The organism is Teredinibacter turnerae T7901 (assembly GCF_000023025.1).
GTDB lineage: Bacteria > Pseudomonadota > Gammaproteobacteria > Pseudomonadales > Cellvibrionaceae > Teredinibacter > Teredinibacter turnerae_B.
In genome coordinates this window covers 2,877,586-2,898,668 of the sequence record NC_012997.1, presented here as the reverse complement: position 1 = coordinate 2,898,668, position 21,083 = coordinate 2,877,586, and the positions used below count along the sequence as shown (strand labels likewise).

The 21,083-nt window shown below is 52.1% G+C and carries 20 protein-coding genes, 1 pseudogene and 1 riboswitch; of the genes and pseudogenes, 6 read left to right on the top strand and 15 right to left on the bottom strand.

Annotation, left to right across the window (positions count from 1 at the left end; all coding sequences use genetic code 11):
* Positions 1-3: 3 nt before the first annotated feature.
* The 4 genes and pseudogenes from TERTU_RS11595 to TERTU_RS11580 form a co-directional block, all read right to left on the bottom strand.
* Positions 4-726, bottom strand: a pseudogene (locus TERTU_RS11595) (ABC transporter ATP-binding protein); the annotation flags it as partial.
* Between the two features lie 83 nt (positions 727-809).
* Positions 810-1,616 carry a thiazole synthase gene (locus tag TERTU_RS11590; protein ID WP_015818745.1) on the bottom strand — a complete coding sequence of 269 codons (807 nt, stop codon included), beginning with the start codon at positions 1,614-1,616 and terminating at the stop codon, positions 810-812.
* A gap of 52 nt (positions 1,617-1,668) precedes the next feature.
* Positions 1,669-1,884 carry a sulfur carrier protein ThiS gene (gene thiS / locus TERTU_RS11585; RefSeq protein ID WP_015818608.1) on the bottom strand — a complete coding sequence of 72 codons (216 nt, stop codon included), beginning with the start codon at positions 1,882-1,884 and terminating at the stop codon, positions 1,669-1,671.
* Positions 1,862-3,025, bottom strand: coding sequence for an FAD-dependent oxidoreductase (locus TERTU_RS11580; RefSeq protein ID WP_015817172.1), 1,164 nt, complete (start codon positions 3,023-3,025; stop codon positions 1,862-1,864). The genes thiS and TERTU_RS11580 overlap by 23 nt, the downstream gene beginning before the upstream one ends.
* A riboswitch (TPP riboswitch) is annotated at positions 3,015-3,114 on the bottom strand. Its footprint overlaps the gene before it by 11 nt.
* 431 nt (positions 3,115-3,545) lie before the next feature.
* Between TERTU_RS11580 and TERTU_RS11575 the strand changes: the two genes are divergently transcribed.
* Both TERTU_RS11575 and TERTU_RS11570 read left to right on the top strand, forming a co-directional pair.
* On the top strand, positions 3,546-4,349 hold the full coding sequence (locus TERTU_RS11575; RefSeq protein WP_015818095.1) for a PhzF family phenazine biosynthesis protein: 804 nt from the start codon (positions 3,546-3,548) through the stop codon (positions 4,347-4,349).
* Between the two features lie 93 nt (positions 4,350-4,442).
* Positions 4,443-5,771 (top strand): hypothetical protein, encoded by a 1,329-nt coding sequence (locus tag TERTU_RS11570; protein WP_015817247.1) that lies wholly within the window; start codon positions 4,443-4,445, stop codon positions 5,769-5,771.
* Here TERTU_RS11570 and xseA read toward each other — a convergent pair.
* Positions 5,751-7,112, bottom strand: coding sequence for an exodeoxyribonuclease VII large subunit (gene xseA / locus TERTU_RS11565; protein ID WP_015817618.1), 1,362 nt, complete (start codon positions 7,110-7,112; stop codon positions 5,751-5,753). The genes TERTU_RS11570 and xseA overlap by 21 nt on opposite strands.
* Positions 7,113-7,363: 251 nt before the next feature.
* On the opposite strand from xseA, the gene guaB reads away from it, so the two are divergent.
* The 3 genes from guaB to TERTU_RS11550 all read left to right on the top strand — a co-directional run bounded on the left by guaB (position 7,364) and on the right by TERTU_RS11550 (position 11,169).
* The gene (gene guaB, locus TERTU_RS11560; protein ID WP_015817258.1) at positions 7,364-8,839 is read left to right on the top strand and encodes an IMP dehydrogenase; all 1,476 of its coding nucleotides are present in this window, start codon (positions 7,364-7,366) and stop codon (positions 8,837-8,839) included.
* Positions 8,840-8,907: 68 nt separating this feature from the next.
* A complete protein-coding gene (gene guaA, locus TERTU_RS11555; protein ID WP_015820453.1) occupies positions 8,908-10,485 on the top strand; it encodes a glutamine-hydrolyzing GMP synthase in 1,578 nt (525 codons plus the stop codon).
* Between the two features lie 390 nt (positions 10,486-10,875).
* Entirely contained in the window at positions 10,876-11,169 is a 294-nt protein-coding gene (locus TERTU_RS11550) for a hypothetical protein (protein WP_015819992.1), read from the top strand.
* Between the two features lie 106 nt (positions 11,170-11,275).
* Here the strand turns inward: TERTU_RS11550 and TERTU_RS11545 are convergent, their stop codons facing one another.
* From TERTU_RS11545 to TERTU_RS11505, 9 genes are all read right to left on the bottom strand, one after another.
* Complete coding sequence (locus tag TERTU_RS11545; RefSeq protein WP_015819498.1) at positions 11,276-11,797, bottom strand: hypothetical protein; 522 nt, start codon at positions 11,795-11,797, stop codon at positions 11,276-11,278.
* 201 nt (positions 11,798-11,998) lie between these two features.
* Positions 11,999-12,370 carry a SirB2 family protein gene (locus TERTU_RS11540; protein WP_015819503.1) on the bottom strand — a complete coding sequence of 124 codons (372 nt, stop codon included), beginning with the start codon at positions 12,368-12,370 and terminating at the stop codon, positions 11,999-12,001.
* Position 12,371: 1 nt separating this feature from the next.
* Complete coding sequence (locus TERTU_RS11535) at positions 12,372-12,968, bottom strand: DUF4202 domain-containing protein (RefSeq protein ID WP_015820050.1); 597 nt, start codon at positions 12,966-12,968, stop codon at positions 12,372-12,374.
* The gene (gene fnr / locus TERTU_RS11530) at positions 12,968-13,708 is read right to left on the bottom strand and encodes a fumarate/nitrate reduction transcriptional regulator Fnr (RefSeq protein WP_015817723.1); all 741 of its coding nucleotides are present in this window, start codon (positions 13,706-13,708) and stop codon (positions 12,968-12,970) included. Before fnr ends, TERTU_RS11535 begins: the two co-directional genes overlap by 1 nt.
* Before the next feature lie 106 nt (positions 13,709-13,814).
* Positions 13,815-14,654 (bottom strand): hypothetical protein, encoded by an 840-nt coding sequence (locus TERTU_RS11525; protein WP_041590216.1) that lies wholly within the window; start codon positions 14,652-14,654, stop codon positions 13,815-13,817.
* 597 nt (positions 14,655-15,251) lie between these two features.
* Positions 15,252-16,103, bottom strand: a complete 852-nt coding sequence (locus tag TERTU_RS11520; protein WP_015819097.1) for a D-hexose-6-phosphate mutarotase — start codon at positions 16,101-16,103, stop codon at positions 15,252-15,254.
* Positions 16,104-16,115: 12 nt separating this feature from the next.
* Complete coding sequence (trhP, locus tag TERTU_RS11515) at positions 16,116-17,432, bottom strand: prephenate-dependent tRNA uridine(34) hydroxylase TrhP (protein WP_015819522.1); 1,317 nt, start codon at positions 17,430-17,432, stop codon at positions 16,116-16,118.
* Between the two features lie 74 nt (positions 17,433-17,506).
* Complete coding sequence (locus TERTU_RS11510) at positions 17,507-18,295, bottom strand: glutaminyl-peptide cyclotransferase (RefSeq protein ID WP_015818770.1); 789 nt, start codon at positions 18,293-18,295, stop codon at positions 17,507-17,509.
* Between the two features lie 50 nt (positions 18,296-18,345).
* Positions 18,346-18,690: a late competence development ComFB family protein gene (locus TERTU_RS11505; protein WP_015819349.1), complete on the bottom strand. Its 345-nt coding sequence runs from the start codon at positions 18,688-18,690 to the stop codon at positions 18,346-18,348.
* Between TERTU_RS11505 and TERTU_RS22020 the strand changes: the two genes are divergently transcribed.
* Positions 18,689-18,826, top strand: a complete 138-nt coding sequence (locus TERTU_RS22020) for a hypothetical protein (RefSeq protein ID WP_015818295.1) — start codon at positions 18,689-18,691, stop codon at positions 18,824-18,826. The two genes, TERTU_RS11505 and TERTU_RS22020, sit on opposite strands and share 2 nt — an antisense overlap.
* Positions 18,827-18,883: 57 nt before the next feature.
* Here TERTU_RS22020 and mnmC1 read toward each other — a convergent pair whose 3' ends face one another.
* Positions 18,884-21,082 (bottom strand): FAD-dependent 5-carboxymethylaminomethyl-2-thiouridine(34) oxidoreductase MnmC1, encoded by a 2,199-nt coding sequence (gene mnmC1 / locus TERTU_RS11500; protein WP_015817738.1) that lies wholly within the window; start codon positions 21,080-21,082, stop codon positions 18,884-18,886.
* Between the last annotated feature and the right edge of the window lies 1 nt (position 21,083).

The following is a 21,083-nucleotide window of genomic DNA, read 5'->3' as shown; positions in this document are numbered from 1 at the left end:
TGCTTACACGACGTTGCGTGGCGTTGCCTGATAAAACCCGTTTGTCTGAAAGATATCCAGCGGCATTTGGTAAAGGTCGCTAAGGGTGTCGCTGGTGAGCACCTCGGCTGTCGAGCCGTCAGCGTACACGCGCCCTTCGTTTAGAAGCACCACTCGGGAAATTTCTGGAATAATTTCATTGAGATGATGCGTCACCAGGACCAGGGTAACGCCGGTTTTTGCCAACGCGCGCATGTGCGCAACTAGCAGCAGCGCACTTTTCATGTCGAGCCCGCTAGTCGGTTCATCGAACACGAGGACTTCTGGCTGGTGAATAAGTGCTCTTGCCAGAAGAAGTCGACGCTGCTGCCCGGTAGAGAGCTGCAAATAGGGGAGTGCCGCCAGATTGCCGATATCCATTTGCGCCATGATGCGTTCTGCGTGCTGTTTTTGCTCAACGCTTACCGTGTGGTGGCTATGCAGACCAACAGAACCGAAATAGGCGGATAGCACCACTTCGAATCCGGTCGCCAGGCTGCGGTAATCGTTTTGCAGATCTTGCGATACGACGCCAATTTTTTTCCGCAGATCCCACAGATTGAACAGCGTTTTGCCGAATATTTCACAGCGCATCTCTGGCGTTACGCGCGGCCGTAATTCTCGTGTCAGCACCTTCAACAGCGTCGATTTGCCCGCACCATTGGGGCCGAGTATGGCGGTGTGTTGGCCAGTACGCAGGGTCAGATTCATTTGGTGGAGGGCGGGCTCTGCGCCCCTGTAAACAGTGGCTTCGCGCAGGTAAAAAAAATCGGTTGGATCGGTTTCGTTCATTATTTCTGGTGCCAGAATGGTTGGCCAATGGTCGGCGTGCTGGCACTTGCCGTTTGGCGTTTTTGCATTAATCCTGCGTGCCAGGCGTCGCGCCCAGCCCGGATTGCATTGGCAAAGGCTTTCGCCATCAGCGGTGGTTGCTGGGCTTTGGCAACGGCGGTGTTCAACAATATACCATCAAATCCCATTTCCATAGCTTCCGCAGCGTGCGATGGGGCGCCGAGTCCTGCATCCACGATCATTGGTATTTCCGGCAAACGCTCGCGAATCGAGCGCAGATTGTAGCGGTTGAGCAGACCTTGCCCTGTGCCAATCGGAGCGCCCCAGGGCATAAGAACCTGACAGCCTGCGTCTAAGAGGCGCTGGCAGAGTATCAGGTCGTCGGTGCAATAGGGCAGTACACTAAAACCTCGTTTAACGAGTTCGCGGCTCGCTTCCACAAGTTCGAAAGGGTCTGGCTGAAGGGTGTAGTCATCGCCGATAACCTCGAGCTTAATCCACGGGGTCTCAAACATTTCGCGGCTCATTTCCGCCAGGTTGATTGCCTCTTTCGCGCTTTTACAACCGGCAGTGTTTGGCAGCAAAGTGCAGCCTGTGCGTTGAATTGCCTGCCAGATGGTTTGCCCGCCGTTGATGTTGGGGTTTTGGCGGCGCAGACCAAGCGTGACTATTTCGCAGTGTGATGCGGCGACGGAGTCCAGCATCGACTGCGGCGACGGATATAGTGCGGTGCCGAGCAGCAGGCGACTGGAAAAAGTTTTACCGTACAGGGTTAACACATCTTCGGAAATTGCAGAATCTTGCATGCTTGTCTCGTTTTGCGCCTGGTGAGTAGGGGATTGTTGTGCGCAGCAGGCCCTAGCCTCCGCCGACCGGACTGACCAGATCAACCAGGTCTCCGTCCTGCAGTTGGGTTTGCTGGTGCTGGCTGCGGGGAACAAATTCGCCATTAATTGCAGCCGCAACCGGTTGCCCCGGCGGATTGGTGTTGGCTATCAGCGTGTGTAATGAGCCGGCGGGCACCTGCATGAGTTCACCATTCAAACTAATTTCAATCATGTGCATGTGAGACATCAGGATTCACCGAGTTAACCAGTTGAGCTGTGAACGGCAGCGCTGGCGCAGCTTCATTTAACTGGGCTAGAGCGTGCTCAACGAGCGTGGGGGCGAGCAGATAGCCGTGGCGGTAGAGCCCATTTATAGCGATAACAGGGACTTCGCCACAGATAGTGGTGTCGATATGGGGCATGTTGTCCATAAGGCCTGGGCGGAGATTGACATCTAACTTGGTGATACGCGCCTCGGCAAAGGCCGGGTTCAAGGTATAGAGTGCACTGGTTAGCTCAAGGCAAGAATGGATGCTCACCGGTGTCAAATCCTCGCTCTCGATTTCGGTCGCGCCGAGGATATAGCTGTGGTTCGCGCGGGGCACGACATAGAGTTTGTAGCGCGGGTGGAGCAGCCGAACCGGACGGGTGAACGCCACTTCGCGGGTTTCCACCCAAAGTACTTCGCCGCGCACACCGCGTACCTGCGGGTTACTTTCTTTCGCGCCAAAGCCGCGCACATCAAATATCAGGTCGTATCCGGTCAACGGCTTGCCATTGATTTGTGGGCTGCTGCTAAGCGCGACCTGGGCATTTTCTACCAGGATCGCACCGGCTTTTTGAATGTGGTGGAGAAGGCCATCCATAAACGCGCAGTTGTCGATATGCGCTTCTGAGGGAAGGTAGAGACCTTGTTCGAACTGCGTTAAATCCGGCTCCAAACTTCCGATGTCGTCACTGTTAACCCAGCGCGCGCTGTTGTCCTCGCCGAGATGGAATTGGAGTTCTTGATGCAGCTGATGCAGCTCGCTGGCGTCCTGCGGGTGGCAGACTACGAGAGACCCTCGGCGCTGATACATGGTGCTTAAGCTGAGTGGGAGGGCACCGAGCCAGGTTTCCCAGAGGCGGACCGAGCGCATGCCGATATCAAATATCAGGCGGTTCGATACGGCCACTTCGTTGAACGGAGAAATCATACCCGCTGCGGTATAAGCCGCAGCTTTCGGAAGCGCAAAACTGCCGGCTTCAAAAAGCGTTACCTGGTGGCCCAGTTCCAAAAGCTTCCAGCTTAGAAGTCTGCCAAGCAAACCTCCGCCGGCGATTGCGATGTTAAATGGCGCGGATTCCAGGCGAGTGGAGACAGAAAAGTCGTGTGTTGGAGCAGTCATAATTGTTGCCTACGCAGGTTCGAACCTGATCAGGTCGTACGGGTATATTCTCAGCCGACAACGTCATGTTGGCACCCCGACAGTCATTTAAAGCGAGCGGCTAGTCTAAACATCTGCGCAATTCCCTGCAAGTTTTGCGAAGGCTAGGGGTTGTGGCGCGACAAGCATCGAATCATGTCGATTTGCTATGAAGAAAAAAGCAGCGCGGGTTCAAAAATTATTGTTGCAGACAATGCAAAAAAGAAACGGCCATCTACATTTAAGTAACCTTCGGGATGTTTATTGGAGTGGCGCTATTTTTGGCTTTGCATTCGTTGAATGCTTCGGTGGGCCATGTGGCTATAGCGACGACTTCCCGTGTGACGCTTGATTTTGCGTGTAAGCGTCCAGGCAACTCATGTGCAGGTTATAGCTGCCGTAAAAATGAACGAAGAAAGGATGCGAGCGCGGTGTTTAACACGGCGTTAGGCGCAAGGCGCGTTTGTGTTGAGACACACTTGTGGTGATTGTGAGTCTAAAAATGGGTCGTGTTGAGAACCTCTTTATTGTTAAAGCATTTGCCAGTCAGCCTTTTGCTGGTAATCCAGCCGCAGTTTGTGTGTTAACCGAGTTGCCTTCCGCGCAGCATATGCAACAGATTGCGCGCGAGATGAATCAGCCCATAACCTCTTTTGTTGTGCCAGAACTAGATGGTACTTACACCTTGCGTCACTACGGCCCTACTAATCCGGTCGAAATATGCGGTCATGGCACGATTGCCGCGTCTCACGTGGTCTATGAATATCTCGGCCATACCAAGCCCCATATCGATTTTCAGCTTGCCACGATGAATGTTCGGGTTGGCGTGCGCGACAAGGGATTCGAGCTGGAGATTCCCGCCTTCCCTTGCAAGCCTGTGGTGGATGTACCCTGCGTGGTGAAATTTTTAGGCGTGCGCCCACTGCAGTGCTATCGGAGTTTTTATGACGTGATCGCGGAGTTTTCGACAGAGGATATCGTGCGATCGCTCAAACCGGATTTCAGTGTGCCTCTGGTTAATTCAATCCGTGCTCTCCTGGTCACGGCAAAAGGTAGTTCAAGCGACTATGTTTATCGTGTATTTGCGCCGTCTATTGGCGTAAACGAGGACTATTTTTGCGGCTCGGCGAATGGCGCCCTGGGACCCCTGTGGCGAGATAAGTGCGCTAAAAACGAGTTATTGGGTTATTCCGTTAATGAGCGGGGCGGACCAATTCCCTGCGTTGTGCTGGGTGAGAAAGTGCGTATCTACGGCCAGGCGCTCACGTGGTTTTCGGGTACAGTGAAATTTGACGCTTGCGCCTGATCACCGCCTTTACGCAGGTTATGCCTAATGGTTTGCAAGTGAGTTGGAAGTAAAGGCATTTACCGAACCAGAATTTGCCATTAAAGGGAGTCTATGGTGTTGGATTGGCGGTCATTCCTGGCGCGACTGAATACAAACAACCCTGTGTTAGCTCGCCATCTAACCCAGTGGGAGAACGAATCTTTGTGTGGCTACGCAGGGGCATTGTGGCGACATCACCCGGACCCGGCCAGCGCGGCAGGCCAGATGGCGGCAGTTGACCACCTGGAAGCCGTCGCGCAGCGCTATTTTGGGCACTCAGTTGAGCTTGCGTCTCAACTGGAATTTCAGCGCGTCTTTTTAACAGTGCATCACACTGCACCGTTATTCCATCCCATTGCGCTGCAGACTTTATTGCTTGCCGTTGCAAGTGCGGACATGCCTCAGCGAATTCCGGTTTTGGCGACTGATTGGATTCCCATGGACAATATGTTTTTCCCGCGAGGGCTATTGTTACCGACGGACAACGGTCTGGCGAGCTACAACTTGTTCGGCAAGAGCAGCCGGAAAAAACTTGTCTCCCAGATGGAAGGGTTCGATAAGGCCGCTGTAGCCGGATTGTTGTCAAATTTGCACAAAGATACACGCAAAGGTGCTATTCCGGCGCCGCTAGGCAAATTTACATGCGAGTTTGTGGAGCAGTTTTATTTGGCCGATAAGGTCCTTGAAAAGGGCTACTACCGAGAGCAATGTGCTGTCCTCAATCATCTGGCGTGGGCGCAATTATTTCCCGCCCATCCGCTGATTCAGTTGAATATTAGCGATGTTATCTTGCCGTTGTTGGTGGAAAGTCTGCGGGATTCGAATTCGTTAATACACGCGGTGCTGTTCGATCCGGATGTACGCAGCGAAGTGCTGGATGTACTGGAAGGGGTGGGCGGCTGTTGGGACAGGCAAAGAGAGACGGGGACCTGTTTTTTCTGGCTGCAGCACAATCAAAAAATGCGGCCGATTTTGCAGCTTGAAAAGGACCGTCTGCTGGCTGGTGAAATAGAAATTGAATTGACGCCACGTACGATTATTGAGTTGCTGGAACGCGGCCATATTATTCCCGGGGTTTTTCTGGTTTTCGCACAATTAATGTTTGTTAATCGATTTTCTTGCGTCGGTGGAATGCGTCAAATTGCCTACAATTCTGATATTCGTGACGGCTTGATTCGCGTTTTCGTCACCCGGGCACCGCAATTCGTTGCGGCGGTAAAAAATTTCCCCATGGACCACTTCGCAGCGGGCATAAATGCGATAAACCTTGCACCTGGCCGCGCTATAACTTTACTCGAATTAATGAGCTCGCCCCATTTGCTCGAAGATGACTGGCGCTGCCAGCCATTGCGTGGCGCGGTGCTCGAAGCATCCGACTACTTACTGGCTCTCAGTGCCTGAGCTTTTCAATACTCGCGCGTTCAGCGCTCCCTGGTGCAGGGTGATGTTCAGCATTTCACCTTCGTTAACGTGATCGCTGTTGCGGACCACTTCGCCGATCGCGTTGCGGGTTATCGAATAGCCTCGTTCCAAAGTGTTCAGTGGACTAACAATATTTAACAGCGCCATGGCCTTCTGCATACGCGCGTTTTGATCTTTCAAGGTGCGGCGTAGCGCCTGTTCCAGTCGCTGCTCAGAACTCGTGAGTTGCTGTTTGCTGCGGCTGAGTTTGAGTGCAGGGGTTTGGGTGAGAAACCGTTGTTGTGTGTGTTCCAGCTGTTTTTTATCGGCCGCTATTTTCTTCTGCCAGCTTTTGTGGAGCCGAATTTCTAAATGATCGAGCCTTTGGCTCCATGCTTGTAGCTGCTGGCCCGGGTGGCGTAACAGGCGTTGGAGAGAAAGTAACTGCTGTCTGGCCGTACCAATGTGCGCGCTGATCGCGCGCTGAAAACGGCGTTCGAGGTGACCTAACGACGACAGATAGTCGGCTTGATCCGGGCTGAGCAACTCTGCTGCTGCGGACGGGGTTGGCGCTCTCACGTCGGCCACAAAATCAGCAATGGTAAAGTCGATCTCGTGGCCGACAGCACTGACGACCGGCAGTTTCGAGTCGAATATTGCATGCGCCAGGGCTTCGCTGTTAAAACTCCATAAATCTTCGATGGAGCCGCCACCACGGCACAGCAAGATTACGTCAAAGTGATTGCTCTGATTTGCTGTTCGAAGCGCATCAATGATTTGCTTGGCTGACCCTTCTCCTTGCACAGCGACGGGCAGCACCGTAACCATCGTTGCCGGGAATCGCCTTTTTAATACGGACAGGACATCCTGAATAGCGGCACCACTCGGAGATGTAATCACGGCGATATGCTGAGGGAGCACCGGCAGAGGCCGTTTGTGTTCCGGCGCGAACAGGCCATCACCTGCCAGCTTTTGCTTGAGAGCTTCGAACTGTCGTTGCAGCAGACCGAAGCCCGCATCCTCCATATGTTCGATTATGAGTTGGTAGTCGCCGCGGCCTTCATAGATGCTGGTACGGGCGCGCACCACAACTTTGTCACCGGATTTTGGCGAGAATCGAACCAGCGCGTTGCGGTTGCGAAACATTGCGCAACGCACCTGGGCTGCGGCGTCTTTGAGCGTGAAATACCAATGCCCAGAGCTCGGACGGCTCAGGTTTGAAACTTCTCCTTCTACCCACAGAAGTGGCAGGTGCAGCTCAAGCAGGCTTCGCGCACGACGATTCAGCTCCGCAACTGAAATGATTTCTCTCGTGGGTGTATTGCTGTGCGGATCTGTCATCACTATCTCCTGTCAAACGTTTAAGCGCGCTGCTGCGTGCCAGCCGGACATTCTCAATCTTGCGGTATTGGCTGTAAACCATCTCTTTACAATAAGTCGTTGTTATTTCAATTGTTTACCGAAGTCTGTCTAAACTCTATAATGCCCGGTTTATTTCGATGCCCAGATAAAAGCCGCGACACAGTGGGGCTTAAGAATCCGGGTTCAGCCATGAGAAATGGCTCTTCTACTACGCTTGAGGTTGTTGTTTCATGTTGAGAATCGCTCAAGAAGCACTTACGTTTGACGATGTTTTATTGGTACCTGGGTACTCTGCTGTTACCGCGAAAGATGTCAGCTTAAAAACCCGGATTACGCGAAACATTTCGCTCAATATTCCTTTAGTGTCCGCTGCGATGGACACCGTCACAGAAGCATCGTTGGCGATTGCTCTGGCGGAAGAGGGTGGAATCGGGATCATCCATAAAAGCATGTCCATAAAGCAGCAAGCCAAGGCGGTGCGTGCCGTTAAAAAATTCGAAGCTGGTGTGGTAAAAGACCCTATCACTATTGAGGCCTCTGCCACAATTAATGAGTTGATAGCGCTTACTGGCAAGCACAAAATTTCAGGGGTGCCAGTGCTGGAAAGTGGCAACCTCGTAGGCATAGTGACCGGGCGCGATGTGCGCTTCGAGTCCAACCTGGACGCGACTGTTGCCAGCATCATGACGCCGAAAGAAAAGCTGGTGACCGTGAAAGAGGGTGCAGACCCTACTGAAGTAAAAGCGCTGCTGCATAAAAACCGCATCGAAAAGGTTCTGGTTGTTAATGACAATTTCGACCTGCGTGGTTTGATTACGGTTAAAGATATGAACAAAGCAGAGACCTTTCCGAATGCCTGCAAAGACGCCGATGGAAGTTTGCGCGTGGGTGCCTCGGTGGGCACGAGCCCTGATACCGATGATCGGGTCGCGGCTTTGGTGGAAGCTGGGGTCGATGTATTGGTGGTCGATACTGCTCATGGTCATTCGAAAAATGTGTTGGACCGGGTTGCGAAAATTAAGCGCGATTATCCGCATGTGGATGTGATTGGCGGTAACATCGCGACGGGTGAAGCAGCTTTGGCCCTGGTGGAAGCGGGTGCTGACGGCGTGAAGGTGGGCATTGGCCCTGGTTCTATTTGTACAACCCGGATTGTTACCGGCGTGGGTGTTCCCCAGATTTCGGCGATTGCCAATGTGGTTGAAGCCCTGAAAGACACCAATGTACCGGTGATCGCTGATGGCGGCATTCGTTTTTCTGGTGATATTGCCAAGGCGCTGGTTGCCGGTGCGCACGCGATTATGATGGGGTCTATGTTTGCTGGTACCGAAGAGGCTCCAGGCGAAGTCGAGTTGTACCAGGGGCGAACCTATAAATCTTATCGTGGTATGGGCTCGCTTGGCGCGATGTCGAAAACGCAGGGATCTTCCGACCGATATTTCCAGGATTCAAGCCAGGGTATGGAAAAGCTGGTTCCGGAAGGTATTGAGGGCCGAGTCCCGTACAAGGGGCCACTCAGCGCCATTGTTCACCAGCTGATGGGTGGCGTGCGTGCCGCTATGGGCTACACCGGTTCGGTGGATATCGAAACCATGAGAACGCGTCCCCAGTTTGTGAGGGTGACTTCGGCTGGTATGGGCGAGAGCCATGTACACGATGTCAGTATCACCAAAGAAGCGCCCAACTACCCGGTCTCGGGGCGCTAAAATTACCTTTCTCAGAGGCCCGGATTTTCCGGGCTTTATTTTTTTAGTTGTGTTCGTGGAACCACTCTATGACCCAGAATATTCATTCTCAGCGAGTCCTTATTCTTGACTTTGGATCGCAGTACACCCAGTTAATTGCTCGTCGAATTCGCGAGGTGGGTGTTTTTTCTGAAATTCGCGCATTTGATATGACCGATGAGGAAATTCGGGAGTACAACCCGAAAGCCATTATTCTCTCGGGCGGCCCGGAGTCGGTAACGGCTGGCGCCTCACCGCGCGCGCCGGAAGCCGTATTTGAATTGGGTGTGCCAGTACTGGGTATCTGTTACGGAATGCAGACTATGGCAGAGCAGCTGGGGGGCAGGGTGCAATCCTCGGAGGTGCGGGAATTCGGTTATGCGCAGGTGCGGGTTGCTGGTGAAAGTGCGCTTTTCCGCGATATTAAAGATCATGTCGACAGTGACGGCGGCGCTTTGTTGGATGTCTGGATGAGCCATGGCGACAAAGTCATTGCCATGCCGGACACGTTCAGCCTGCTGGCCTCAACACCTTCCTGTCCCATCGCTGGGATGAGCTGGGAAGAGAAGCGATTTTATGGCGTTCAGTTCCATCCGGAGGTTACTCACACGTTGCAAGGCAAGCGTATTTTCGAGCATTTTGTCTTGGAGATTGCCGGCTGTGAACCTCTTTGGACTCCTGCAAATATCGTGGAAGACGCTATCGAACGCGTGCGCGAGAAAGTGGGATCAGACAAGGTTTTACTTGGTTTGTCCGGTGGCGTGGATTCCTCAGTGGTAGCCGCACTTTTGCATCGCGCGATTGGTGACCAGCTGACGTGCGTGTTCGTCGACAACGGGTTGCTGCGAAAGCAGGAAGGTGACCAGGTGATGGACATGTTTGCCAAGAACATGGGGGTGAAAGTTGTCCGCGCGGATGCTGAAGACCTGTTCCTTTCCAAGCTGCATGGGATAAACGATCCGGAGCAGAAGCGAAAAATAATCGGCAACACTTTTATCGAAGTGTTCGATACAGAGGCGGCCAAATTGCAAAACGTGAAATGGCTTGCGCAGGGCACCATTTATCCGGATGTTATTGAGTCCGCTGCATCCAAAACAGGCAAAGCGCATGTTATCAAGTCCCATCACAATGTGGGTGGCTTGCCAGAAGACATGCAGTTTGAGCTTGTTGAGCCTTTGCGCGAACTGTTCAAAGACGAGGTGCGCAAAATTGGCCTGGAATTGGGCTTGCCTTACGATATGGTCTACCGCCATCCGTTCCCGGGCCCTGGCCTTGGTGTGCGTATCCTTGGTGAAGTTAAAAAGGAATATGCGGATATTTTGCGAGAAGCTGATGCCATCTTTATCGAAGAGTTGCGAAATGCTGATTGGTACCATAAAACCAGCCAGGCTTTTGCGGTATTCCTCCCCGTGAAGTCAGTTGGTGTTGTTGGCGATGCACGACGTTACGAATGGGTTATCTCGCTACGTGCCGTTGAAACAGTAGATTTTATGACCGCGCGCTGGGCTCACTTGCCCTACGACTTGTTAGAGAAGGTTTCCAATCGAATCATCAACGAGATTTCCGGTGTGTCGCGTGTGGCTTATGACGTATCGAGCAAGCCTCCTGCGACGATTGAGTGGGAATAATACCCAGCTACTGACTTCTATTCCGGCCTGGTGTATAAACATAAACACCGCCAGGGTCGGAGCTCTATTGGCGAGTTAAGGCAGCTGGGTTGCCTTAACTCCCTCACCGTTTTCCCTTGTACATATTGTCTTGCCGCCACCAAGTACTCTCTGGGCTAAGGTGCTCTGCGTTTTTCGCAGGGTTAGGTAATATTCACCATTTGTCCGCCGACTTGTTAACAGTCCACACCTGTGGATTTAGTACCATATATGGATAACAGGGCGCCATAAAGTGTGATAAGCTTCACTCGATCGCTCACTTTGAGCCACCGATTCAGTTCTAATGCCGTTTGTCTGGCAGCGCTATTCTCTAGCCAATTAATGCGAGATATTATTGGATGAAACAGCTCCATGATGGTGTTGAGCGAAAACAACCGCGAGTTCGAGGATCTTAAAATGGATTTTGACGCATGGAATGTCGATCTCGACACCTTGTCTGCCTATCACACAACTGGATTCCGTATTTCTGTTGAGGGCAGCCCGACCCACCCATTGGGTGTGTCGCCGAGCCATTTTCCCGCCGGATTAAGCGCTGTAGAACAAGCCCGGTTGATAAGGTGCGGTATGAAGGCAATTAAGAATGCCGCCACCAGCACCCGGACATCAAAAGCTTCCGATGAAGTGTTTGACGAGGCGGCTTCTTGAAGGGGCCAAGTTTGGAAGGGTGTTCCTGGGGTACACAAAAAAGGCGCTTATTTCAGCGCCTTTTTTTGTTGAAGAATAAACTCTATTCGGTTTCAGCTATAAAAATCTAGCGGGTAACGAAGCGCCCCTTTAGCAGCATCAGAGTTTTATGGTCATCGACGCGTTTAAGCAGGGTTTCGAAACGAGAGTTGATTACCTGGCTGGAGTCTTGCGTGTTTTGGGCTCCAGCGAGTAACTCATTCATTTCAGTTGATATATCGTCCATGGCGCTGAAAATGGCGTTAGTGGTTTTCTCATCTTCAAATATACGCTCATCCCGTGTGCTCGCGAGATAATCATCACACTCTTGCAGCCATTCTTTGCGCTGTTCTACAAAGCCCTTGATGTTTCGCATTCCGCCTTTGTAACGGGTATCGAAATGATGTGTTCGGTACTTGTCGAGGCTTGCGACTGCCGTCGTCATAAAATCAAAACGCGTGTCTTCACAGAATTTCCAGCTTAAATAGCTGGGAAATTTTTCTGTACGCTTGGCTTCAGCTTTTTCCCGTTTGCATTGCTCGTTGCAGCTTTCAGCAAAGCTCACAAACGGAATAAGAGAGCAAATTATAATAGCAGCGATATGTCTCATAATAATTTCCCTTTCTATTAAACTTTATTATTAGGGTCGAACAAGTTTTAATCTATTAAACGGCGCCCAAAAAGCAAAGTCAACCCCATGTGAACCAGTTACTTGTCTATTTCGGGAATTAGTTGACTTTTTGGAGATATGTGCGCCAACTTTACAAAAGTATTAAAGTTTGGCGCGGAATCTGATGAAAATATTGGGTTGTTAGTTTGGTTTTGTCAGAACAACAATAATGATAAAGAAGTAGGTTATAAATGACATTGAAAACAGAGTGATTTGGTATAACCGATTTTGGTGGGTGCGGAAGAGCAGTACGCCGAGCACAATATAAAGCGCAATGAGAGCGAGCTTAACGCCAAACCAGAACACGGCGAACGGTGAATAGCCAAAGAAGATAGCCAGGGTAACCCCGCTTATGAGCAGCCCTGTGTCATTTATGTGGGGCAATATTTTTACCCAGCGCTTATGCAGTAGATCTGATCGTCCGATTAGCCAAAGAAATCGCAGGGAAAAACCAACAAAAGTAAGCAGGGCAAACCACACATGTAGGTGCTTCGCCACGAGGATGTAGGGCATATTAGCTGAGGGCTTTGTTTATTAATGTACCGAGGTGTGGTTTGTAGGGCAGGGCGAGAGCGGCTTGGTGTCCAGATTCGGACATTTTGTTCCAGGTTTTCTGGATAATGTCGATGAGTTTGTCTTCTGCGTGTTTATTGGCAAAATCTTCGAGGTAGTGCTTAAGGAACACCAGACAAATGACATCTTCAAGGGTTTGGGTTTCCGGGTCTCTCCGCAGTTGCCTTTTTTGAATAAGGAACTTTACTCGCTCACAATCTTTTTCGTTAAAGCCGCATTCTGACATGATCTCTGCTGCGCGGTTTGCATGGAAGAGGGAAAGCTCCGAGCGCCACTTTTTGTAGCCAGCACGACCTTCAGGGTAGGCGGAGCGCGGCGATGTCCAGCGCTCGATGTGTTGCGCGCGAGCAGCAATTTGAAGGTGAACCGACGCTTCAGGGCAAAATTCAGCAAGTTGCTCGGTCATACGCTGTCCGTAGAGCAGTTCTTTCGGTTGCTGCTGGCCAGTTTCTGCGTTTACCTCAAGGTTCGGGTCTTTTGCATTGGCGGCATCGATTGAGCGAAGTGCCGCACCCAGCGCTGGATCTTGTGTCTGCATTAGTCGATAGAGACTGAGGCGACGCCTTTTAATGCGTCCAGATCAGAAATGATTACGTGTTTTTTATCCAGCGTAATCACGCCCTGCTTGTGTAAACGACTGAGTACCCGGCTGACCGTCTCGATTGTTAAGCCGAGGTAATTACCTATGTCGGATCGCGACATGGGAAGGTAAAACTCTTTTGCAGACAGGCCACGGTTGTGGTTGCGTGTAGAAATACTGAGCAACAGGGAGGAGATGCGCTCATCAGCGCTGTTCTTACTAAGTAGCGTAATTAGCTGTTGCTCGTGTGTTATTTCTTTACTCATCAACTGAAAAAAGCGGCGCTGAAGATTGGGAACTTGTGCGCTCAGCTCTTCGAGTCGGGTAAATGGAATTTCACATACTGCGGATGTTTCCAGTGCGATGGCTGAGTTGGTGTGATGGTTCGACGCGAGGCCGTCCATACCAATGATTTCGCCCGGTAGGTAGAAGCCGGTTACTTGTTCCTGGCCATCATGGGTCACCTTCACGGTTTTGACCGCTCCGGACCGCAAAGCGTAGACCGAACGAAAGGATTCTCCGGCGTGGTAGACATGGTCGGTCTTTTGTACCGGTCGCCCTCGCTGAATAATGTCGTCAAGTTTGTTTATATCGTCAATATGCAGGCTGATTGGCAGGCAAATAGATGCGAGACGGCAATCGGCACAGTTAACTTGAGGATTGTGGTGGCACTGATGGTTGGCAATAGACTGCGGCATGGCACCTTCCCAGGCTGTGATTTACGGCACCGGCCATTATAGCTAAAAGCGATGTTAAATGCCCGTAAAGACCAGCCTCTGCGGTAAAAAAGTGCCTCAAAAAGGTTTATTCGTGTGTTGGACCGTGATTTATCGGTAATTTCCCTTCTTGCAGTGCCTCCAGGTAGCGATTTTGCGTACAAAAATTTTGTAAAACCATATGTTGTAAGTGGCTTTTGCCCTCCAGCCCCATGTAAATGCAGTTGTTTTCAAGTTCGCATTCGCCATCGAACAGAATCCCGCCGTTTGCACTCAGGTCGTTGTCGATCAGCTTGGGGCGGTTGCCGATATAAATAAAGTCAGGCGCAATCATCCGTTTGACCTCGATAACATGTTCACGAAGGTCATCCAGACAGTTTGAGTCGTGGATCTGAATGCTCATTCCGGTAAACGCGTACTTCCGGATTAAGTCCCCAACGGCTTTTAACTTATCCAAGTCTTCGAGGTCACTCCGGTTGAGAGCGATCTGATAATGGTTGAAACCCAAGCCCTTCAACAGGGCGATGTGGTCACTGTTGACTTCATCCTGATGGGTTACCACTCGGTGCACGCGCTGCTCGGACTCTGAGAGTCCAAAGTGAGATGCTAACGCATGCATAATTCCGGTTAACTCGTAAGGCTCAAAGGACTGGAAGGGGTAGCACAGTAAGAGATTCTCTACTGATTTATGCCCGACGGCGTCAGCCCACAGTTTTATTTCTTTTGTGAGTAGCGCTCCGGCACCTGCCGCTTGCGGATTTGTACGCGCCCACCTGAAGGCGTGCCCATCCATACAAATGCTCACCGAGTGGCTTGGGTGGAGGCGGTATTTTTCCAGGACGCGAGCTGCTTCAAACGCCGAAATTTTGGTATGTCGGCGCAGCGTCGGGTGTTCAGAAATATTGGATTTGGGTTCATTCGTTTGCATAAAAATAGTCTAAGTCAGCGCGCGTTATCCGACTTGATGGAAATCAACGGCGTTGAAGGCTGTCGCGTGGGGTCTGGGAAAAATTGACACTAAATGCAAGGGTATTTGATGCAGTCACCAAAAATTCGCATGGCGAGGAGGGGAAGAGCTTTAGCGGCAGTGTGGGTACAAGCGGGAAATCAAACTCTTCTCCGGAGTGCCGCAGGCGCGGCACCAGTAAGATTTGCGAGGGGAGTACGTTCGTGAATTGTCCTAGGGCCTGTTAACACTAATTCAATTCGCTCTGCTGGAGCCTGTATTTTCAGGATGAAAGGCATTTTTGGCGTTGTTTAGCGGGCTAAACGAGCGAAAAATAACGCATCAGCCTGGAAATACAGGCCCAGCCCTGCGGGTTGCGGCTAAAATCCCGCTCTCAGCGTTGTTTATCGCTCATTTGGAACAACCACTAAAACGCCGGGAGCGTTTTAGCGTGTAACCCCGTAGGGGTGAGGCATAGGGATATGCCGAACAACCTGCACTCCAAACGTCGGGGTGCCGCATCACTCGATAGCGAAATTTTAGCCGCAATAGAATGAATCGAATTAGTGTTAACAGGCCCTAGCCAAGATTTTCCAGGGAGATGGTTTGCGACATACTGATTCTCTCACCAGGCTCGATCACGATGTCGCTGGTGTTGGCTGTTTCCACACACAGGAACTCCTGTTCGCCGCTTTCGTGGACATCATCCATGCTCGCAGCATCGCTGCCTGGGTTCCACACAACCCAATGTTGGGACAGTTGTTTATCGATACAGATTTTGCGGGCGTACTGGGGGTCGATCACTTCTATTCGCTCGCTGCTGGAATAGATTCGATCCAATGGCCCTAGGTACCCTAAATGTTCGGTATCTCTATTTTCCAGTTGCTGCTGCTGGCCTGTCAGCTTGTCCTCGTAGAAGGAGCTACCGAGCAATGGAATCTCCACTGCTGCGGGGTTACTTACCTTAAGGTAATTGTGAAAGGCGAAATTGAAGCACTGAGGCTTGTCGCCGGTGTTTTCAACCAGCAAGGATTGCAGTAGAGATTCACCAAAATTCACTTTCATGACCAGCTTGTTCGGGTGCGGCCATGGGTTGTCGGTTTCGCTCAGGTCAATCTCCAGTTCCACGAAGGTCGCGGTGGCCGAGTCTTCGAAATGGGTCACTTGCCAGTTGCGATTTCTCACCAGGCCGTGGCGGCCTTTGTCTGCCACCGCACCGAACCAGGGCCAACAGATCGGAATACCGCCGCGCAGTGCGGTAGATCCGTCGTAGCGCGCGGTATCGCTCATCCACAAAACAGGTTTTCTTCCAGAAGGTTGCCACTGCAATACATGGCCACCGAATAAACTTATTTCGGCGCTGCAAGCGGCGTTATCTATTTGGATAACATCCAGCTCGCCGCGCCTGACTATATGAGGTTCGTCGGGCATAAAGGGACTCAGTTAACGAATATGACGCATAAGCATAGCGTAGCCACCGTCTTCGGTCAGTGGCAGGTTAGGAATAGGCAGGCGCACCGTATGGCCAGAGCCCGGCGCTGAATCAATGCTTGCCCCCTTGGTGTTTTCAAGGTGCTCAATATTGAATTGCAGGTTGCCTTGTGGGGTTATCAGCTCCACAGCATCACCTTTTTCGAATCGGTTTTTTACGTCCAGGGTCAGCCAGCCACTGTCGGCGTTGTACTCTATAGCTTCGCCAACAAACTGCTGCGAGCCATTGTCGGAAACGCCTTTCTCGTAGTTTTGGTATTCGCTGGGAAGGTGGCGGCGATAGAAGCCCTCGGTATAACCGCGGTTAGCGAGATGCTCCAGCTGTGTCATCAGCGCCATATCAAACGGGGTCCCGGCTTCTGCGGCATCGATTGCCTGGCGGTATACTTGCGCTGTGCGCGCCACATAGTAATGGGATTTGGTGCGCCCTTCGATTTTGAGTGAGTGCACGCCCATTTTCACCAGCCGATCAACGTGCTGTACAGCGCGAAGATCTTTGGAGTTCATAATATAAGTGCCGTGCTCGTCCTCGTAGGCAGGCATGTACTCTCCCGGACGGCTTTTCTCCTGCAGGAGCACTGGCGCTGAATCCGGCTGCCACTGGCTCGCGCCTGAATCCACGGCAATAATGTCGCCAGTTTCAGTCTCTTTGGCTTGGTGCGCGTTGTATTCCCAGCGGCATGAGTTGGTGCAGGCCCCTTGGTTCGAGTCCCGATGAGTCATGTAGCCGGAAAGCAAGCAGCGCCCGGAGTAAGCGATGCACAAGGCTCCGTGAACAAACACTTCCAACTCGACTTCGGGGCACTGCTGGCGGATTTCTTCAACTTCATCTAGCGACAATTCGCGAGACAGAATTACACGTTCAATCCCTTGCGTGGCCCAGAATTTGACTGTCGCATAATTTACGGCGTTGGCCTGAACACTTAAATGCACGGGCTGATCCGGCCAGGTTTCCCGTACCAACATAATTAATCCAGGATCGGACATAATCAGCGCGTCGGGCTTCATCGCGATAACCGGTTCCAGATCACGCAGATAGGAACGCACTTTATCGTTGTGCGGCGAGATATTACTGGCGAGATAAAATTGTTTGCCTTGTGCGTGAGCTTCTTCAACGGCGGCAGCGATATTTTCTATCTTGTTGAACTCGTTGTTACGAACTCGCAGGCTGTAGCGTGGCTGCCCTGCGTATACGGCGCTTGCGCCGTAAGCGAACGCGAAGCGCATGCTTTTAAGTGTGCCAGCCGGTGAGAGTAACTCGGTGCTCATTGTCTGATTCCCATAAGTTAAAGTGCGCGCATTGTAATTAGTCGGCCGCTGGAAACAAGCCTTTTGCACAAAAATTATTCAGCGGGTTTTGATCCAGGCAGAATTTTGATCAGGTAGCGAACAGGCCACTTCTTACCGGTGACCCAGAAAGCATCTTTGTCAGCATCGTAGGCGATACCGTTGAGTACGTGATCGTAGGAGTTTTTAAGGTGCGGGGGAATCAGAGCAGCTAAATCGAGTACGCCAGTGACTGCGCCGGTTGTGGCGTCGATACGGTAAATAAGCGCGGTTTGCCAGCGGTTTGCCCAGAGCGACCCTTTAGCGTACTCAAGTTCATTGAGGTCGCGGATTGCGCCGTCCTTGCCTTTTACTTGTAGTGTGCGTTTGGGCTTAAAGCTAACTGGGTCGCGGAAAGTTAATGTGGGAGAGCCATCACTCATCACCAGTTCGGTGTCGGTATGTGCGATTCCCCAGCCTTCACCCCGGTATTTCTTGCTCCCGGTTATTTGTAATGTGCTGGGGTTGAGCGTGAACAATATCCCGTTGCGCCAGGTCAAGAGATAGAGCTTGTTGTTGAACAGGGTAATACCTTCCGCAAAAACCCGCCCAGGGAAATGGGTTTCCTGAATAACCTCGCCAGTGTCAACCCGGTAGCTGCGAACGAAAGACTTGTCTGTAAGCCCGCTACTTTCATACATCACATCGCCGACGAGCTCGAGACCTTGTGTAAATTGCTGGTCGTCGTGCGCCAGTTCTTCAAGTAAGAGGTAGTTGAGTGGCTCATCAGCCCATAGGGGCGCCGCTACAAAAGCGAGCAGCGCTAACGCAAGTGCGTGAAACCCTCGCATGGATGTGACTGACATAACGGATTCCAGTTATAAACGAAGCCACATGATATACGATTCAGGTTAGATTATTCGCGCTCTTCGTCTGAAGCACGAGATGTTGCGGCGAGTTTTTCCCGTTCGCGGGTCTCAACGTAAGCCATTGCATGGTTAACTGCGTGAGCGACTTTGGTCTCCATCTCCTCCATTTCTGCTGGGGAGAGAAAAAATGTCATATCGACATCGTGGCGAACATAGCGTGGTGGCAATCGGTTCAGAGCGACGCAGGTAACGTCAGCCATAAACTCTGCATCCTCATTGGCGCGGTCACTGGCACGTAACAGCTGTGCTATTACCAGGGATTCGTAATAGTTGTGCACACTGTCTTGTGTGGAGACGAGTGTATCCGGATTATTTCTGGAGCGCAGTAGCATGATTATTTCCTCTCTTATTCTTCGCAGCAAAGCGGACGCGATTCTCGGGCTGCCGGCGTCGCGTACAGATGTAACTGTCGGTTCGATCACGTGCCGCAGCAGCCATTCAGTCTTTAGCTGGCAATCCGTGCGCTAACAATGACCGGTAACAGGCGTTGAGCGATAAACGGGCTGCCCTTAAGTTTAGCTGTCTTCAGTCTCTGCGTTTCCGCGAGCCGCGAATGAGTTCACGAATCAGAAAACGAGCGGGGTTGATGTGTCGGTAGAGCTCTTGGCTGAGAGGCAGAGGTTCACTGCAAATAACGGCGGCGAGCGTTTCTGCCGCAAGTGGACTGTAGGCGAGCCCGCGTGAGCCGAGACCCAATAGGCAAAACAGGTTTTCATGGTATTCACCCGCAGTTGTCAACTCGGCGTTCGCCTTGTGTTGGAGGGAGCTGAAGCGCGTTCGCATTTCGCCGGTTTTTGGGACTGGGCCCACCAGAGGAAAATAATCCGGCGTAGTGGTACGAAATCCTACCCTGCCGTCCAGCGGAGGCGGCGTTATTCCGCTTTCCATCTTAACCATTGCCGCCAGGTTGTCGAGGTTGGTTTGTTGGCACTGCCCGCTTAAGCTTTGCTCGTGATTGCGAAGCGTAAACGTGGCGCCTGCACAGACCATATTTTCGTGGGGAGGGGATACGTACCCGTCGCCGCAAATAACGGTTTGCAAACCGACAAGCGGTTCACCCATGGCGTGGTTAGTGGCGATATGGGTGACCTGACCCCGAATCTGATTGAGCGGCAGCTCGGCGGTTTGTGCTAATTTTTTTGCCGCTGCCGCATTGGCGATAACGACGTGTGATGCGGTCGTAACTTGCGCGTTCTGTGTGTCGAAGAGGTGCCAGGTGTTTGTGGTTCGGCGCAGATCGGAGATCTCGGTACTCAGCCGCAGCTCAATATTCGGGTGCGAGCACAGTGTGTTGCAGACACCCTGGGGAGACAGCCAGCCGGCGCCTTGCACAAATAAGCCAGGGTATTTTACCAAGATGCCCGCGCACTCTGACGCGGCGTCCTCGCCCAGCCACTGAAAGTGATTTAATTTGGCCCTTGATGCTGAGCCGTAAGAAATAGAGCCATTTTGTGGTTGCTCACAATGATACCGTTCTGCGATGGCCTGGTAGTGTGTGCGCTGTTTGTCATTCATGGCAAGGTGCAGCACGCCACAGCGGTTCCCACAAGAGCCGAACAGATTGTAATCTGGGGCCGCGTAGAAATTGTTGGCGAATACCTGCGCCAACAAATTGAACCGGCTTAGCGGGTCGTCGTGAGGGGATAGTCGACAGTACACAACTCCCTGCCGATTGCCCGATGCTGCCTGCGCAAGGTTTGCTTGCTGCTCAACAATTGTCACTCTCAGTCCCCGGCGGGCGAGGGCTGCGGCAGCCATGCACCCCGCAAGCCCGCCGCCAATGATTGCGACATTGGTGGCATTGGAAGCAGGCTGGTCAGTCGGGCTCAGTAGGTGCCAAAACAGCCTTGCTGAATTGCCTCGAGTGCTTCCTCGAGCACCTCCCCGCGCAGTCACGCTTTCGCCGCCAGCCGGAGAGGTTTCCTCGTTGGCGACGGGATTTTCCCAACTAAATAGACCGCGCAGCATCTCCCGCTTGCGGCCAAATCCCGGTACTTTTTCGATCGCGAAACCCGCTTCCTGCAGCCCACGCTTAACCAGGCCGGCAGCGGTGAAGGTCGCGAAGCTGGTGTTCTCAGCGCTTAGTGCACCGACACTTTGGAAGAGTTCAGGGCTCCACATGCCCGGGTTTTTCGCCGGGGCGAATCCGTCCAGAAACCAGGCGTCGACTTTGAGCTTGCCCGGCCCAAATTGGTAGTTCTGTGGCGCAGGCGAACCGTCGGTCGCGCAGGGTTTCAATTGGTGCAACCCGTCTGCAGCATCTTCAAATATCAACGTTAGGCTGACACCGCCGAGAGGAAATCTGATTCTGTGGACACCCCGCGCCGGTTGAGGTGGGTATTGGTCAATAAGCTGATCGGCATAAGGCTTCAGCTCAGGCCACAGCGAGAGTGCGCGGGCGAGGTCCTCGCGTGTCAGGGGGTACTTCTCCACCGAAACAAAATGCAGGTGCGTAGCGGGGCAGTTGGTAGAGCGCGATTGTTCCCAGAGCTGCCAGCACGCGAGAAAATTCAGCCCTGATCCAAACCCGGTTTCTGCGATGCAAAACCTCTCGCCGTTTACAAGTGCAGCGAAACGTTCGGCGAGGTTGTTCTGCGCCAGGAAAACGAACCGGGTTTCTTCGAGGCCGTTATGTTTCGAAAAATACACGTCACCAAATTGTACTGAGACGGGTTGGTTATTCTCATCCCATCGAATAGAGGCGTTTTCGAGCGGCTTTTCCAAA

What these genes read in the sequence shown, in the direction of transcription:
- TERTU_RS11510 (WP_015818770.1), bottom strand. Translation starts at nt 18,295, where the DNA reads ATGTCAGTCACATCCATGCGAGGGTTTCACGCACTTGCGTTAGCGCTG.
- TERTU_RS11520 (WP_015819097.1), bottom strand. Translation starts at nt 16,103, where the DNA reads ATGCCCGACGAACCTCATATAGTCAGGCGCGGCGAGCTGGATGTTATC.
- guaA (WP_015820453.1), top strand. Translation starts at nt 8,908, where the DNA reads ATGACCCAGAATATTCATTCTCAGCGAGTCCTTATTCTTGACTTTGGA.
- TERTU_RS22020 (WP_015818295.1), top strand. Translation starts at nt 18,689, where the DNA reads ATGATTATTTCCTCTCTTATTCTTCGCAGCAAAGCGGACGCGATTCTC.
- trhP (WP_015819522.1), bottom strand. Translation starts at nt 17,432, where the DNA reads ATGAGCACCGAGTTACTCTCACCGGCTGGCACACTTAAAAGCATGCGC.
- TERTU_RS11545 (WP_015819498.1), bottom strand. Translation starts at nt 11,797, where the DNA reads ATGAGACATATCGCTGCTATTATAATTTGCTCTCTTATTCCGTTTGTG.
- TERTU_RS11570 (WP_015817247.1), top strand. Translation starts at nt 4,443, where the DNA reads ATGGTGTTGGATTGGCGGTCATTCCTGGCGCGACTGAATACAAACAAC.
- guaB (WP_015817258.1), top strand. Translation starts at nt 7,364, where the DNA reads ATGTTGAGAATCGCTCAAGAAGCACTTACGTTTGACGATGTTTTATTG.
- fnr (WP_015817723.1), bottom strand. Translation starts at nt 13,708, where the DNA reads ATGCCGCAGTCTATTGCCAACCATCAGTGCCACCACAATCCTCAAGTT.
- TERTU_RS11505 (WP_015819349.1), bottom strand. Translation starts at nt 18,690, where the DNA reads ATGCTACTGCGCTCCAGAAATAATCCGGATACACTCGTCTCCACACAA.
- TERTU_RS11590 (WP_015818745.1), bottom strand. Translation starts at nt 1,616, where the DNA reads ATGCAAGATTCTGCAATTTCCGAAGATGTGTTAACCCTGTACGGTAAA.
- TERTU_RS11525 (WP_041590216.1), bottom strand. Translation starts at nt 14,654, where the DNA reads ATGCAAACGAATGAACCCAAATCCAATATTTCTGAACACCCGACGCTG.
- TERTU_RS11580 (WP_015817172.1), bottom strand. Translation starts at nt 3,025, where the DNA reads ATGACTGCTCCAACACACGACTTTTCTGTCTCCACTCGCCTGGAATCC.
- thiS (WP_015818608.1), bottom strand. Translation starts at nt 1,884, where the DNA reads ATGTCTCACATGCACATGATTGAAATTAGTTTGAATGGTGAACTCATG.
- TERTU_RS11575 (WP_015818095.1), top strand. Translation starts at nt 3,546, where the DNA reads ATGGGTCGTGTTGAGAACCTCTTTATTGTTAAAGCATTTGCCAGTCAG.
- TERTU_RS11550 (WP_015819992.1), top strand. Translation starts at nt 10,876, where the DNA reads ATGATGGTGTTGAGCGAAAACAACCGCGAGTTCGAGGATCTTAAAATG.
- TERTU_RS11535 (WP_015820050.1), bottom strand. Translation starts at nt 12,968, where the DNA reads ATGCAGACACAAGATCCAGCGCTGGGTGCGGCACTTCGCTCAATCGAT.
- xseA (WP_015817618.1), bottom strand. Translation starts at nt 7,112, where the DNA reads ATGACAGATCCGCACAGCAATACACCCACGAGAGAAATCATTTCAGTT.
- TERTU_RS11540 (WP_015819503.1), bottom strand. Translation starts at nt 12,370, where the DNA reads ATGCCCTACATCCTCGTGGCGAAGCACCTACATGTGTGGTTTGCCCTG.